The organism is Streptomyces azureus (genome assembly GCF_001270025.1).
Classification (GTDB): Bacteria; Actinomycetota; Actinomycetes; order Streptomycetales; family Streptomycetaceae; genus Streptomyces; species Streptomyces azureus.
On sequence record NZ_DF968220.1, the window covers coordinates 78,593 to 91,817 of the forward strand.

The following is a 13,225-nucleotide window of genomic DNA, read 5'->3' on the forward strand; positions in this document are numbered from 1 at the left end:
GTGACGTCAGGTGGAGGGTTGACTCAGGGAATCGTCAGTCGACGGGAATGCCGAGGGCGGGGAGGACCACGGCGTCGATGTACTTGAGGAGGAACTCCTGCGTGGGCGGCTGGTCGTCGATCAGCGTGCGCGTGGCGAACGCGCCCACGAACATGTGCACGATGTAGTCCAGCGCCGGGCGGCCGGCCTGGACCTCGCCGCGGTCGACGGCCCTCTGCACCACCCGGTGGAACTCCTCCATCTCCGGCTCGATGAGCAGTTCCTTGAACGCCTGGAGGAGGTCCGGGTTGCCGTGCACCGCCATGAACAGACCCCGCATCAGCGCGGCGTTCTGCTGCATGGTGCAGTCGTCCTCACGCGAGGTGAGGGCGTGCAGGTCGCCCCGCAGGGACCCCGTGTCGATATCGGCGATGTTGCCCGGCTTGTTGTGCCGGATCGCCTTCGCCACCAGCTCCGGCTTGCCACCCCACTGGCGGTAGAGCGTCGCCTTGCTGGACCGGGTGCGAGCGGCCACGGCGTCCATGGTGAGGGCGTCGTAGCCGACCTCGCGGAGCAGGTCGAGCACGGCCGCGTACAGCTCGGCCTCACGCTCGGGGGTGATCCGACTGCGACGCGCGGTGGCGACCTCAGCCATCTCGCTCACCTTCCTGCTCCGAACGACACGGTTTCGTACGTCATGAATGTAGCGCAGCCCTCATAAAAACGAAACCGTTTCGTACGTGCTCTCGGTCACGAGGCAGCCAGCCCGCTGGTTTGTCATAACTTGCTCCGGTCCGCCCCCGGGCAAAGCATGGTGAGGTGAGCTATCTGCGTCTGCCACACATCCATGACGACCTGCTGAGCTTCGTGGCCGAGGACGACCTCTGGCTCGCCCCGGCCGACGACCCCGGCCGCGCCTGGCGGCTCACCGTCGACCGCACGAAGGTGGGCCACCCCCGCTTCTCGCCCGACGGCCGCCACCTCGCGTACACGAGCTGGCGCAGCCTGGTGCCCGAGGTCCATCTCATCCCGGTGGACGGCGGCCCGGGCCGGCAGGTGAGCCACTGGGGCAGCGCCGACACCCGGGTCTGCGGCTGGACCCCGGACGGCGAGATCCTGGCCGTGGCCTCGCACGGCGAGCCCTTCTCGTACTTCACCTGGGCCTACAAGGTGTCCCTCGACGGCGACCCGGGCCGCAAGCTGCCCTGGGGCCCGGTCGCCGACATCCAGGTCGCCGATCTGGACGGGGAGCGCAAGTCTCTCCTCCTCACCGGCACCCCGCCGCACGAACCGGCCGCCTGGAAGCGCTACCGGGGCGGCGCCACGGGCAGGCTGTGGCTGCACGGCGAACGGCTGCTGGCCGGTCTCGGCGGCCATCTGCACTCCCCCATGTTCGTCGGCGGCCGGATCGCCTTCCTCTCCGACCACGAGGGCGTCGGCAACCTCTACTCGTGCGCCTACGACGGCTCCGACCTGCGCCGGCACACCGACCACGACGCCTTCTACGCCCGGCACGCCTCCAGTGACGGCACCCGGGTGGTGTACCAGTGCGCGGGCGACCTGTGGCTGGTCGACGACCTGTCACCGGACTCCGGGCCGCGCCGGCTGGACGTACGGCTGAGCGGGCCGCGCGCGGGGCGGCGCCCGTACCAGGTGGCGGCGGCCCAGCACGTCGACGGGATCTCGGTCGACGAGACCGGGCGGGCCAGCGCGGTCGTAGTACGCGGCAGCCTGTACTGGCTCACCCACCGGGACGGGCCGGCCCGCACCCTCACCGACACCCCGGGCGTCCGGGTGCGGATGCCGGAGATGCTCGGCGCGAGCGGGCGGGTGGCATATGTGACGGACGCGGAGGGCGAGGACGCGATCGAGATCGCCTTCCTGCCCCGGGCGAGCGGCGACCGCGGGCCACGGCGGCTGGCCTCGGGCGAACTGGGCCGAATCCGCGAGCTGGTGTCGGACCCGGAGGGCGAGCGGCTGGCGGTCGCCTCGCACGACGGGCGACTGCTGCTCGTCGATGTCGCGGAGGACGACGGCGCGGAGGACGGCCTGGAGGAAACAGAAGAAGGCGTCACGGCGGGCGGCGACCCGGCAGGCTCGGGCGGCGTCGTCACCGAGTTGATCCGGTCGATCAACGGCCCCGTGCGCGACCTCGCGTTCTCCCCGGACGGGGCGTGGCTGACCTGGTCGCATCCGGGGATCGGGCGGACACTGCGGCAGATCAAGATGGCCCGACTCACCGGAACGGCAGAAGGGGACAGGTTCGTCGTCGACGTCACCAACGGCCGTTTCGAGGACGAGAACCCGGTCTTCACGAGCGACGGCCGTTACCTCGCCTTCCTCTCCTGGCGCGGCTTCGACCCCGTCTACGACGTGCACACCGGCGACCTGTCCTTCCCGCTGGGCTGCCGCCCGTATCTCGTCCCGCTGTCCTCCGCGACGCCCTCCCCGTTCGCGCTGAGCCCGGAGGGCCGCCCGGCCGCCGGGGGCCTGGACCCGGTGGAGGACGACGAGAACGGGGAGAACGGCGCCGTGACCGTCGAGATCGAGGGGCTGGAGAGCCGGGTCACGCCCTTCCCGGTGGCCGCCTCCAAGTACTCGGCGCTGCACCCGGTGGCGGGCGGCGGGCTGGTGTGGCTGCGCTGGCCGATCTCGGGCGCGCTGGGCGAGACGTTCGCGAACCCGGACGACACCAGCGGCCGGCCGACGCTGGAGCACTTCGGCATCACCAAGGCCAAGAAGTCCGAACTCGCCCTGCACCTGGACTTCTTCGCGGTCAGCGGCGACGGCACACGGCTGGTGATCGTCGACGAGGGCGAGCTGCGCGCGGTGCCCGCGACCGAGCCCGGCGACGCCGACACGACGGTGTGGATCGACGCGCGCCGCATCCTGCACGTGGTCGACCCGGCGGCTCAGTGGCGGCAGGCGTACGAGGAGGCCGGACGGCTGATCCGGGCGTACTTCTGGGAGCCGGGCATGTGCGGCATCGACTGGGACGGAGTGCTGGACCAGTACCGTCCGCTGGTCGAACGGGTCGCCTCCCCGGACGAGTTCGCCGATCTGCTGCGCGAGGTGCTGGGCGAGCTGGGCACGTCCCACGCCTACGTCGCCGCCGCCCGGCGCAACGAGGGCCCGCCGCACTACCAGCGCCGGCAGGGCCTGCTGGGCGCCAACTTCGTACGCAGGGACGGCGGCTGGATGGTCAAGCGGATCCTGGCCGGCGACTCCTCCGACTCCAAGGCCCGCTCCCCGCTGGCCGGCACGGGCATCCGCGAGGGGGCGATCCTGACCCACGTCGACGGCCGCCCGGTGGATCCGGACGCGGGCCCGTATCCGCTGCTGGCCGGCGCGGGCGGTACGACGGTGGAGCTGACCTTCTCGTCGGCGGAGGGCGCGGGCCCGCCCCGGCGGGTCGCCGTCGTCCCGCTCGTCGACGAGCGGCCGCTGCGCTACCAGGACTGGGTGGCCAAACGCCGGGCGGTGGTGCGGGAGTTGAGCGGCGGGCGGTGCGGCTACCTGCACATCCCGGACATGGGCGGTTCGGGCTGGGCACAGTTCAACCGCGATCTGCGCATGGAGGTGTCCCGGCCCGCGCTGATCGTGGATGTGCGCGGCAACGCCGGCGGCCACATCAGCGAGCTGGTCATCGAGACGCTGAGCCGCACGATCCTGGGCTGGGACCTGACCCGCGACGCCCAGCCCGTGTCGTACACCTCGAACGCGCCGCGGGGCCCGGTGGTGGCCCTGGCGGACGAGGCGACCTCCTCCGACGGCGACATGATCACCGCCGCGTTCAAGCTGTTGAAGCTGGGCCCCGTGGTGGGGCAGCGCACCTGGGGCGGTGTGGTCGGCATGACCGGCCGCCATGAGCTGGGGGACGGCACGGTGATCACGGTGCCGATGAACGCGGCCTGGTTCGACGCCTACGGCTGGTCGGTGGAGAACAAGGGCGTCGCCCCCGACATCGACGTCCTGCGCACCCCGCTGGACTGGGCGGAGGGCCGTCACGCCCAGCTGACCGACGCGGTGGAGCTGGCGCTGGGGCTGCTGGAGACCAATCCGCCGGCGGCACCGCCGACTTACAGCGACGTACCGGACCGCTCCCGTCCGAAGCTGCCGCCCAGGACGTGAGAAGCCCAGGACCTGAGAAGGCCCAGGGCGTGAGGAAGGGGTGCCCCGCGCGGGGCACCCCTTCCCTTCGGCACGCAACGTCAGGCGTCGTAGTCCTGGTCGAAGCGGTCCTCCTGCTCGCGCTCACGCTCGCGGTCACGGTCGCGGTCGCGGTCGCGGTCGCGCTGCGGCTGCGAGGGGTCCATGTCCTCGTCACGCCGGCGGCCGCGGCCCTGCATCTGCTCGCGAGCCTGGTCCGCCTTCTGCCGGGCCTGGTTCTGCCACTGCTCGGACTTCTCCTGGAACTGGTCCTTCATACCCATGTGGGTTCACTCCCGTTGGGGGTGAGGGGATCTGGCCCGACCAGATTCACACGGGCCGTGACGCTGCGCATGTCGATCACTTACGGAGCGTAGCCCGCTGCTGCTCATCGGCCACTCCGCCCGCCCCGACGAGGCCCGTGCGCGTGCCCGTCAGCCGGTCCGCGAACCGCCGCATCTCCCGCCGGCCCACCGTCCCGATGACCCCTGGCAGATATCCGCGCACGCCCTGCATCCCGCGCAGCCACCACTGCCCGTAGACATGGCTCGACCGGCGCTCGATCCCGGCCACGAGCCGGTCCACCGCCGGGCCCAGCGGGTACGTCTTGTTGGACGGCCAGGGCAGCCGCTGCCTCAACTCCCGCATGACGTCGTCCTGGTCGGCCCCGCGCACCATGTCGGTGTCGGTCCACGACAGGTACCCGACGCCGACCTTCACGCCCCGGTACCCGACCTCGGCGCGCAGACTGTGCGCGTAGGCCTCCACCCCGGACTTGGACGCGCAGTACGCGGTCATCATCGGCGCCGGGGTGATCGCGGCGAGGGACGCGATCTGGAGCAGATACCCCCGGCTCTCCAGCAACAGCGGCAGGAAGGCGCGGGCCGTCACCGCCGAGCCGACCAGGTTGACCTCGATCACCCGCCGCCAGGACTCCGGGTCGGAGTCGGCGAACGGACCGCCCGTGGCGACACCGGCGTTGGCGACGACGATGTCGACCCTGCCGAAGCGCTCCTTGACCTCCTGCGCGACCCGGTCCATCGCCTCGTGGTCGGTGACGTCGGCGTGCCAGTGGTGGCTGTCGCTGTGCAGCCGCCCGGAGACCTCCTTGAGCGCGTCCGGTTCGAGCCCGACCAGTGCGATCTTCACGCCGCGCGCGGAGAGCTTGCGGGCCAGCAACTCCCCGACGCCGCGCGCCGCCCCGGTCACCACGGCGACCCTCCCCTCAAGGTTCACCCTGCTCATGCGCTCTCCTCGGATGCGACCTGGATGTGTGCCCCGACGAGTTCACGGATCTTCCCGGTGACCAGCTCGGGCGCCTCGACCGGCGTCATGTGGCCGATGCCGGGCAGCTCGGTGAGCCCGGTGCAGTGCGGCAGCGCTTCGGCCAGGGCCCGGGCCTGCACCGGCGGTGTCAGCCGGTCTGCCGTACCGACGACGACGGCTGTGGGCACGGTCAACTCCCGTACGCCGTGGTCGAGGTCGAGCAGGTCCAGCACGTGCGACCAGGTGTAGCGGACCTCGCGGGGGCAGGCGTGCACGATGCGGGCGCAGGCCTCGACCATGTGCGGTGCCGAACCCGGGCCCATGGTCCCGTACTTGAGGATCCGGCGGGCCAGCGGCGTGACCGGGCCGAGTGGCGCCCGGGAGCCCAGGATCCGCCGCGTCAGCCAGGTCCGCAGCCGCCCGGGCCGCATGGGGACGACGGTGGAGGCGGCGACCAGCTGCGAACTGCCCGTGCTGCACAGCAGAACGGCGGCGGTGTGCTCGCGGAAGGCGGTTCTCCCGGAGGCCGCCATGACGGTCATGCCGCCCATGGAGTGCCCGGCGACCACGGCCTGTTCGCCGGGCGCCAGGGTGGCTTCGAGTACGGCCTCCAAGTCGTCGGCGAGGGTGTCGGTGCTGCACGCCGGGCTCGCGGGGCTGCGTCCGTGGCCGCGCTGGTCGTAGGCGATGACCCGGTGGTCGGCGGCCAGGTCGCGTATCTGCGCCGCCCAGAAGGCGGTGGAGCAGGTCCAGCCGTGGGCGAGGACGACGGCGGGGGCGCCGTCGGGCCCGTGTATCTCGACGTGCAGCCGGGCGCCGTCAGCGGAGACGGCTGTCAGTTCGCGCGCGGGGGCGGGCGGGGCGTAGGGCCCGGCGTCGACGGACAGGAGGCGGCTCACGCGTCCACCCCGGCCTTCTTCTCGGTCTTCTTCTCGGTCTTCTTCTCGGCCTTCTTGGCCGTCTGCTCGGCCGCCGGGGCCCGCAGGACCTCGTACTCCGCGAGGTCCACCCGCCGCGTCGCCCGCCGGAACTCGGCTGTCGTACCGGGCCAGAGGGTGGTGTTGCGGCCACTCGCGTCGAGGTACCAGCTGGTGCAGCCGCCGGCGTTCCACACGGTCCGCTTCATGCGCTCCTGCACCCGGTGGTTCCAGGCGCGTACGGCGCTCGGCCGGGCGTCGAGGGCGACCCGGCCTCCCCCAGAGCCCGAAGGGCCTGGGGGGACCCCCAGGACGTCGAGTTGGCGGACGAAGTCGGCCAGGTAGTTCAGCTGGGACTCGATCATGAGGATCATCGAGGAGTTCCCGAGGCCGGTGTTGGGCCCGATGATCGTCATCCAGTTGGGGAAGCCGGCGGCCGAGGCGCCGCGCAGGGCCTCCATGCCGCCCTTCCAGGTCTCGGCGAGAGTCCGTCCGTCGGCGCCCACGACCCGCTCGGCGATGGGCATGTCGGTGACGTGGAACCCGGTGCCGAAGACGATCGCGTCCACCTCGGCCTCGCTGCCGTCGGCGGCGACGAGGGTCGATCCGCGGACCTCGGCCAGCCCGCTCGCGACGACGTCGACATTGGGCTGCGCGAGCGCCGGGTAGTAGTCGCTGGACAGCAGGATCCGCTTGCAGCCGATGCGGTAGTCCGGGGTGAGCTTCGCCCGCAGGGCCGGGTCCTTGATGGCGCGGGCCATGTTGCGCCGGGCCAACTGCTCGACGAAGCCGAGTTGGTTCGGGCGCTTGGTGAACGCCTGGACCTGCAACTCCCGGATGCCCCACAGCAGTCCGCGCCGCAGCTGCGAGGTGACGGGCAGCTGCCGGTGGAGCCACCGCTCGGCGTCGCTGATGGCCCGGTCGACGCGGGGCATCACCCACGGCGGGGTGCGCTGGAAGAGCGTGAGCCGCGACACGTCGGGCTGGATGGCCGGCACGATCTGGATGGCCGAGGCGCCGGTCCCCACCATCGCGACGCGCTTGCCGCACAGGTCGTAGTCGTGGTCCCAGCGGGCCGAGTGGAAGACCTTGCCCGGGAAGGAGTCCAGCCCGGGGATGTCCGGGATCTTCGGGTCGGACAGCGGTCCGGTGGCGGAGACGACGATGTCCGCCGACAGATTCCCGCTGCTGGTCTCGATGTCCCAGCACAGCCGCTCGGCGTTCCACGTCATCCGCTTCACCTCCGAGTCGAAGCGGATGTGCGGCCGCAGCCGGAACGTGTCCGTCACGTGCTCCAGGTAGGCGCGGATGTGCTCCCGCCCCGAGAAGGTGCGCGGCCAGTCGGGGTTGGGCGCGAAGGAGAACGAGTACAGATGCGACGGCACGTCACACGCGCACCCCGGGTAGCTGTTGTCGCGCCAGGTCCCGCCGACGCTGCTCGCCCGCTCCAGGACGACGAAGTCGGTGACGCCCTCGCGGCGCAGCCGCACGGCGGCCCCCAGCCCGCCGAACCCGGAACCGACCACCGCGACCCGCACATGCTCGCGTTCGTGTTCGCGTTCGCCCATGCCGACACCTCCACACACCACGAGAACCATGCCAGTGAACACTGGCGCAATGGGAGACTAGGGCAGTCGCGTACTGATGGGTAGGGGGCCGTCGAGGAAAGTTACCCTCGGTACGCCTTAAGGTGCCCAGGTGGCCGAGAAGCGTGAATACCGCATGGAAGAGCTGGCCCGCCTGGCCGGGATCACGGTGCGCACCCTGCGCTTCTACCGCGAACGCAAGCTGATCCCGCCACCTCGCCGGGAAGGCCGGATCGCCTGGTACGACGACCAGCACCTGAACCGGCTGCGCACGATCACGGCCCTGCTGGAACGCGGCCACACGCTCAGCGGCATCGCGGAGCTGGCGGAGGCCTTCGACCACGGCCGGGACGTCGGCGACCTGCTCGGCGTCGGCGCCCCCACCGAGGAGGAGCCGGTCCACCTCACCCCCGAGGAACTCGCCGACCACTTCGCGGGCGAGGCCACCCCCGAGAACCTCGCCGCCGCGATGGAGCTCGGCTACCTCGGCACCGACGGCAACGAGATCGTCCACATCAGCCGCCGCCTCCTGGACGTCTCCTCGGCCCTGGTCCGCGAGGGCATCCCCCTCGCGGAGGTCCTCGGCGCGGCCAAGCAGGTCCGCACCCACGCCGACGCCCTCGCCGAACTCTTCACCGGCCTGGTCCTGCGCCACGCCTCCGAAGACGACCTGCCCCGCCTGCGCCCGCTGGCCCGCAGCGTGGTGGAGGCGGAGCTGTCACTGGCCATGGACCGCAGGATGCGCGGGGGCGGAGGCTGACCGCCGAGGCACTAGCGGTCGTAGACGACGGTCACCGGCGCGTGGTCGGACCACCGCTCCGCGTGCGTGGCGGCCCGCTCCACGAACCCCTTGACCGCCCGCCCGGCGAGCCCCGGGGTGGCCACGTGATAGTCGATCCGCCAGCCGGTGTCGTTGTCGAAGGCCCGCCCGCGGTACGACCACCACGAGTACGGCCCCTCGGTGTCCGGGTGCAGGGCGCGTACGACATCGACGTACCCGCCGTCCGCGGGATCGAGTACCTGGGACAGCCACTCCCGCTCCTCGGGCAGGAACCCGGAGCTCTTGGTGTTGCCGCGCCAGTTCTTGAGGTCGGCCCGCTGGTGGGCGATGTTCCAGTCGCCGCAGACGAGCACCTCACGCCCCTCGGCGGCGGCCCGCTCCCGGAGCCTCTTCAGATAGGCGAGGAACTCGCCCATGAAGCGCTCCTTCTCGTACTGCCGCTCGGTCCCGACCTCACCCGAGGGCAGATACAGGGAGGCGACGGTGACTCCCGGCAGGTCCGCCTCGACATACCGCCCGCTGCCGTCGAACTCGGCGGACTTGAACCCGACCTGGACCCGGTCCGGCTCACGCCTGCTGTACAGGGACACCCCGGCCCGCCCCTTGGCGGCGGCCGGCGCGTGCACCACGTGCCAGCCCTCGGGATCGCGGACGTGCTCGGGCAACTGCTCCGGCTCGGCCCGCACCTCCTGGAGACACAGCACGTCGGCATCGGTCTGCGCGAGCCACTCCACGAAGCCCTTCTTCGCGGCGGCACGCAGCCCGTTCACATTCACAGAGGTCACAGTGAGCACCCCGGCACGATACCGGCACACTGGACGAGGTCCAGTTCCGGATCGAATACGGTAGCCGGATGCATATACGCCGGGTCTCCTTCGACCACCCCGACGCCGTGAAGCTGAACGACCAGGTCCAGGCCGAGTACGCCGTCCGCTACGGGGACGACGGTGACGCCACGGTCATGGCCGCGTCGGACTTCGAGCCGCCGAACGGCATCTACCTGATCGCGTACGACGAGCTCGGCACCCCCGTCGCCTCGGGCGGCTGGCGCGCTCAGGACACGAACGACGAGGGCAACCTGGACGGCGACGCCGAGGTCAAGCGCATGTACGTGATCGAGCAGATGCGCGGCCGGGGCCTCGCCCGCCGCATCCTGGCCGCCCTGGAGGAGGACGCCCGCGCGGCCGGCCGCATCCGCATGGTCCTGGAGACGGGCCTCAAGCAGCCGGAGGCCATAGCCCTGTACACGTCCAGCGGCTACGAGCCGTGCGCCAAGTTCGGCTACTACCGGCATTACGAGTCGAGCCGGTGTTTCGCCAAGAGCCTCTGAGCACTTGGGAACAGAGCAGAGCCCCTGTCGGCTTTCGCCGACAGGGGCTCGAAGCTGCGTGGACCTGAGGGGATTTGAACCCCTGGCCCCCTCGATGCGAACGAGGTGCGCTACCGGACTGCGCCACAGGCCCTTGCAACGAGTGAAACTTTAGCACCCCGATCGGCCTGCTTGGAAATCCGTTCCCGAAGGGCGGTCACCTGCGGCTTCGCGGGCTACTCGTTGGCGGCCCGGGGCCGGCCCCCGTCCTCGTACTGGTCGAACAGCGGCGTGCGGCCGCGCTCCCGTGCCCGCCGTGCGGAGGCCGCGCGGCGGGCGTCACTGCGCCCGTCGTCGTCCGCTCTTTCCTGCCCGCGATGCTCCGCCTCGCCGGGGTCCGCGCTGTCGGCGGGGGCCGGGGCGTCCTCGTGGTCCGGGGTCACGGCGCTCGACCGCGCGGAGCTCCAGGTGTCGGGGGCTCCGAGGTCCACGTCACTGGTGGCCCGGGGCGCGACGGGTGCGGTCACATAGGTCGGCAGGGGCACCGGCACCGGCTCCCAGCTGTCACCCTGCCCCGGCCGCCGCTGCCGCTCGCGCTGCTGGTCGACCCACTCGGCGTGGTCGGTCTGCTCGACGAGTGCGCGCCGGTCCGCCGCGAGGGCCGACAGGCCGGGGTCGGTCGTCGGCTCGGGTCCTTCCTCCGGGTCGTCGGCCGCTTCGTCGGTGGCGGCGCGCCGGCGGGGCTGCCGCTGGCGCTCCCGCAGCCGCTGGGCCGCGACCTCGGCCCGGCGGCGGTCCATCTGGTAGGCGAAGCGGCGGCGCTCCTGGGAGCGCAGGTACGCGATGTACACGCTGAGCATGACGGCGGGCACACCGGGCGCCCACAGGAACGCGAGGCCCCCGACGGCGGCGACGATCGCGCCGAGGGTGAAGGCGAGGAACAGCATGGTGGTGGTGCGCCGACGGCGCGCGAGCACCTTCGAGCGCCGGGCCCGCGCTGCGGCCGCCTCGTTCGCCTTGTTCGCCTGGGGCGTCGCGCCGCGCCGGGCGGCGGGCACTGGGCCCCGTCCGCGTTCGGCACTCGCCGGTCCGGGCGCCGGGCGGGCCGGCTGCTCGGGGGCGGGGGACGGTACGGGTGCCTGGGTCTGCGGACGCGTCTTGGACACGGCGAAGGCCCGGACGTCCACCGAGTCGGTGACGGCGTCCAGGTCGTCGGCGTCCTGCTCCCCCTCCTCGGCGGAGCGCGCCCGCAGGTCCCTGGCGTACCGGCGCTCCATGGCCGCCTTTCCGGACAGAAGCCGGATGGCGGTGCTGAAGCGTTCCGTCGGACGGGCCTCGTTCAGCTCGTCCTGCCTACGGAGCCACATCGGCACCAAGTAGGCGGCCCAGGCCCCGACAATGACTGCGTAGATGAGGCCGCTGCTGCTCACGCCTCACACGGTAGAGGGGTTTGCGTGAGGCCATCTGCCAATTGAGCCGGTGTGTCGCACGATCTGGCTGATATTTCGAACTTTTTTTGTGACCGATGCGATCAGCAGACCGCCGCGGCCGGGAATTCAATGGCCTGAGGCGGTCACCGGCCGATCAATTTCGAACAAACATTCAATTTCCGGGGTGGTGCCGGATTCCCGGATTACTCTGCGATCGTGCCCGGTGCCAGCGCCTCAGCAACCCGTCCGGCACCTCTTCCGCCGTCAGCGCGAAGACGAGGTGATCTCGCCAGGCGCCGTCGATGTGGAGATAACGCGGCCTGAGCCCCTCCTCACGGAATCCGAGTTTCTCCACGACCCGGCGGCTCGGCCCGTTCTCGGGGCGAATGCAGACCTCGATGCGGTGCAGCCCGACCGTACGGAAACAGTGGTCCACGACGAGTGCCACCGCCGTCGGCATCACCCCGCGGCCGGCCACCCCCTCGTCCACCCAGTAGCCGACGTGCCCCGAGCACATCGAACCCCAGGTGATTCCGGCCACGGTCAACTGCCCCACCAGCCGCCCCTGGTACTCGATGACGAAGGGCAACATCCGGCCCGCGTTCGCCTCCGACCTCAGGTGGCGGACCATCTGGCGGAAGGTCGGGCGGTGCGTCAGCGGCCCACCGGGCGCGGGCGGCGGAATGGTCGCCTCCCAGGGGCGCAGCCAGTCACGGTTGCGCCGGTTGACCTCGCGCCACGCCCGCTGGTCGCGCAGCTTTATCGGCCTGAGGACGATGTCGCCGTCCACCAGCTCGACTGGCCAGGATGGGCTGTTCAGCTCGCACCCCCATAGCCGGGTCTGGGGTGGTCACCGCCGCGGAGCTGCTCGACGGCATGGACCAGTAGCGGTTCCAGGACGGCCAGGCCGTCCTTCACACCGCCGCTGGAGCCGGGCAGGTTGACGATCAGGGTCCCGCCCGCCACTCCGGCCAGGCCCCGGGAGAGCGCCGCGGTCGGCACCTTCTCCCTGCCGAACGCCCTGATGGCCTCGGCGATGCCCGGGACCTCGTGGTCGATCACCCGGCGCGTCGCCTCGGGCGTGCGGTCGGTGGGCGAGATGCCCGTGCCGCCGGTGGTGACGATGACGTCGTAGCCGGTCTCGACACCGGCGCGCAGGGCCGCCTCCACCGGGCCGCCGTCGGGGACGACCTGCGGGCCGTCGACCTGGAAGCCGAAGCCCTTCAGGCCGTGCGCGATCAGCGGGCCGCCCTTGTCCTCGTAGATCCCGGCGGCGGCCCGGTTGGATGCGGTGACGACGAGAGCGCGGTACGTCATGCCCGGCTCCAGTCGCCCGACTTGCCGCCCGTCTTCTCCTCCACCCGTACGTCCGTGATGACCGCTCCCTTGTCGACCGCCTTGACCATGTCGATCACGGTGAGCGCGGCGACGGAGACCGCGGTGAGGGCCTCCATCTCGACGCCCGTGCGGTCCGTCGTCTTCACGGTGGCCAGAATCTCCACCGCGTCGTCCGCGACCGTCAGGTCCAGTTTCACACCGGACACCGACAAGGGGTGACAGAGCGGGATCAGGTCCGGGGTGCGTTTGGCGCCCATGATCCCGGCGATCCGCGCGGTCGCGAGGGCGTCGCCCTTGGGGACGCCCTCGCCGCGCAGCAACTCGATCACGCGGGGCGAGACGAGGACGCGTCCGCTGGCGCGGGCGGTGCGCGCGGTCACGTCCTTCTCCGACACGTCGACCATGCGGGCGGCACCCGCCTCGTCGATGTGCGTCAGGCGGTCCTGCGTAGGGGGGTCCTGCGTGCTCAT

Annotated in this window: 13 protein-coding genes and 1 tRNA gene; 3 read left to right on the forward strand and 11 right to left on the reverse strand. The window is 71.5% G+C overall.

Going from position 1 to position 13,225, the window contains the following annotated elements; translation table 11 throughout:
* Positions 1 to 34 precede the first annotated feature (34 nt).
* Complete coding sequence (locus AOQ53_RS07165) at positions 35 to 634, reverse strand: TetR/AcrR family transcriptional regulator (RefSeq protein ID WP_059415961.1); 600 nt, start codon at positions 632 to 634, stop codon at positions 35 to 37.
* Between the two features lie 164 nt (positions 635 to 798).
* Here AOQ53_RS07165 and AOQ53_RS07170 point away from each other — a divergent pair, with 164 nt between their 5' ends.
* Positions 799 to 4,110, forward strand: a complete 3,312-nt coding sequence (locus tag AOQ53_RS07170; protein WP_059415963.1) for a S41 family peptidase — start codon at positions 799 to 801, stop codon at positions 4,108 to 4,110.
* Between the two features lie 80 nt (positions 4,111 to 4,190).
* Here the strand turns inward: AOQ53_RS07170 and AOQ53_RS07175 are convergent, their stop codons facing one another.
* From AOQ53_RS07175 to AOQ53_RS07190, 4 genes are all read right to left on the reverse strand, one after another.
* A complete protein-coding gene (locus AOQ53_RS07175; RefSeq protein WP_059415965.1) occupies positions 4,191 to 4,412 on the reverse strand; it encodes a hypothetical protein in 222 nt (73 codons plus the stop codon).
* A gap of 76 nt (positions 4,413 to 4,488) precedes the next feature.
* Entirely contained in the window at positions 4,489 to 5,373 is an 885-nt protein-coding gene (locus AOQ53_RS07180) for an SDR family oxidoreductase (RefSeq protein WP_059415966.1), read from the reverse strand.
* A complete protein-coding gene (locus AOQ53_RS07185) occupies positions 5,370 to 6,293 on the reverse strand; it encodes an alpha/beta fold hydrolase (protein WP_059415969.1) in 924 nt (307 codons plus the stop codon). The genes AOQ53_RS07180 and AOQ53_RS07185 overlap by 4 nt, the downstream gene beginning before the upstream one ends.
* A complete protein-coding gene (locus tag AOQ53_RS07190; RefSeq protein ID WP_059415971.1) occupies positions 6,290 to 7,879 on the reverse strand; it encodes a flavin-containing monooxygenase in 1,590 nt (529 codons plus the stop codon). The genes AOQ53_RS07185 and AOQ53_RS07190 overlap by 4 nt, the downstream gene beginning before the upstream one ends.
* Before the next feature lie 130 nt (positions 7,880 to 8,009).
* Here AOQ53_RS07190 and AOQ53_RS07195 point away from each other — a divergent pair, with 130 nt between their 5' ends.
* Positions 8,010 to 8,657: a MerR family transcriptional regulator gene (locus AOQ53_RS07195; protein ID WP_059415974.1), complete on the forward strand. Its 648-nt coding sequence runs from the start codon at positions 8,010 to 8,012 to the stop codon at positions 8,655 to 8,657.
* Positions 8,658 to 8,668: 11 nt separating this feature from the next.
* Here AOQ53_RS07195 and AOQ53_RS07200 read toward each other — a convergent pair whose 3' ends face one another.
* Complete coding sequence (locus AOQ53_RS07200) at positions 8,669 to 9,472, reverse strand: exodeoxyribonuclease III (RefSeq protein WP_059415976.1); 804 nt, start codon at positions 9,470 to 9,472, stop codon at positions 8,669 to 8,671.
* A 59-nt stretch (positions 9,473 to 9,531) separates the two neighbouring features.
* Here AOQ53_RS07200 and AOQ53_RS07205 point away from each other — a divergent pair, with 59 nt between their 5' ends.
* Complete coding sequence (locus AOQ53_RS07205) at positions 9,532 to 10,008, forward strand: GNAT family N-acetyltransferase (protein ID WP_059415978.1); 477 nt, start codon at positions 9,532 to 9,534, stop codon at positions 10,006 to 10,008.
* 59 nt (positions 10,009 to 10,067) lie between these two features.
* Here AOQ53_RS07205 and AOQ53_RS07210 read toward each other — a convergent pair.
* From AOQ53_RS07210 to moaC, 5 genes are all read right to left on the reverse strand, one after another.
* Positions 10,068 to 10,141 (reverse strand) — tRNA-Ala (locus AOQ53_RS07210).
* Positions 10,142 to 10,223: 82 nt separating this feature from the next.
* Positions 10,224 to 11,417: a divisome protein SepX/GlpR gene (sepX, locus tag AOQ53_RS07215; RefSeq protein WP_059415980.1), complete on the reverse strand. Its 1,194-nt coding sequence runs from the start codon at positions 11,415 to 11,417 to the stop codon at positions 10,224 to 10,226.
* Between the two features lie 172 nt (positions 11,418 to 11,589).
* On the reverse strand, positions 11,590 to 12,210 hold the full coding sequence (locus AOQ53_RS07220) for a GNAT family N-acetyltransferase (protein WP_099054543.1): 621 nt from the start codon (positions 12,208 to 12,210) through the stop codon (positions 11,590 to 11,592).
* Between the two features lie 23 nt (positions 12,211 to 12,233).
* Entirely contained in the window at positions 12,234 to 12,734 is a 501-nt protein-coding gene (locus tag AOQ53_RS07225) for a MogA/MoaB family molybdenum cofactor biosynthesis protein (protein WP_059415984.1), read from the reverse strand.
* A complete protein-coding gene (gene moaC, locus AOQ53_RS07230) occupies positions 12,731 to 13,225 on the reverse strand; it encodes a cyclic pyranopterin monophosphate synthase MoaC (RefSeq protein WP_059415986.1) in 495 nt (164 codons plus the stop codon). Before moaC ends, AOQ53_RS07225 begins: the two co-directional genes overlap by 4 nt.

What these genes read in the sequence shown, in the direction of transcription:
- moaC (WP_059415986.1), bottom strand. Translation starts at nt 13,225, where the DNA reads ATGAGCACGCAGGACCCCCCTACGCAGGACCGCCTGACGCACATCGAC.
- AOQ53_RS07175 (WP_059415965.1), bottom strand. Translation starts at nt 4,412, where the DNA reads ATGGGTATGAAGGACCAGTTCCAGGAGAAGTCCGAGCAGTGGCAGAAC.
- AOQ53_RS07180 (WP_059415966.1), bottom strand. Translation starts at nt 5,373, where the DNA reads ATGAGCAGGGTGAACCTTGAGGGGAGGGTCGCCGTGGTGACCGGGGCG.
- AOQ53_RS07225 (WP_059415984.1), bottom strand. Translation starts at nt 12,734, where the DNA reads ATGACGTACCGCGCTCTCGTCGTCACCGCATCCAACCGGGCCGCCGCC.
- AOQ53_RS07190 (WP_059415971.1), bottom strand. Translation starts at nt 7,879, where the DNA reads ATGGGCGAACGCGAACACGAACGCGAGCATGTGCGGGTCGCGGTGGTC.
- AOQ53_RS07205 (WP_059415978.1), top strand. Translation starts at nt 9,532, where the DNA reads ATGCATATACGCCGGGTCTCCTTCGACCACCCCGACGCCGTGAAGCTG.
- AOQ53_RS07165 (WP_059415961.1), bottom strand. Translation starts at nt 634, where the DNA reads ATGGCTGAGGTCGCCACCGCGCGTCGCAGTCGGATCACCCCCGAGCGT.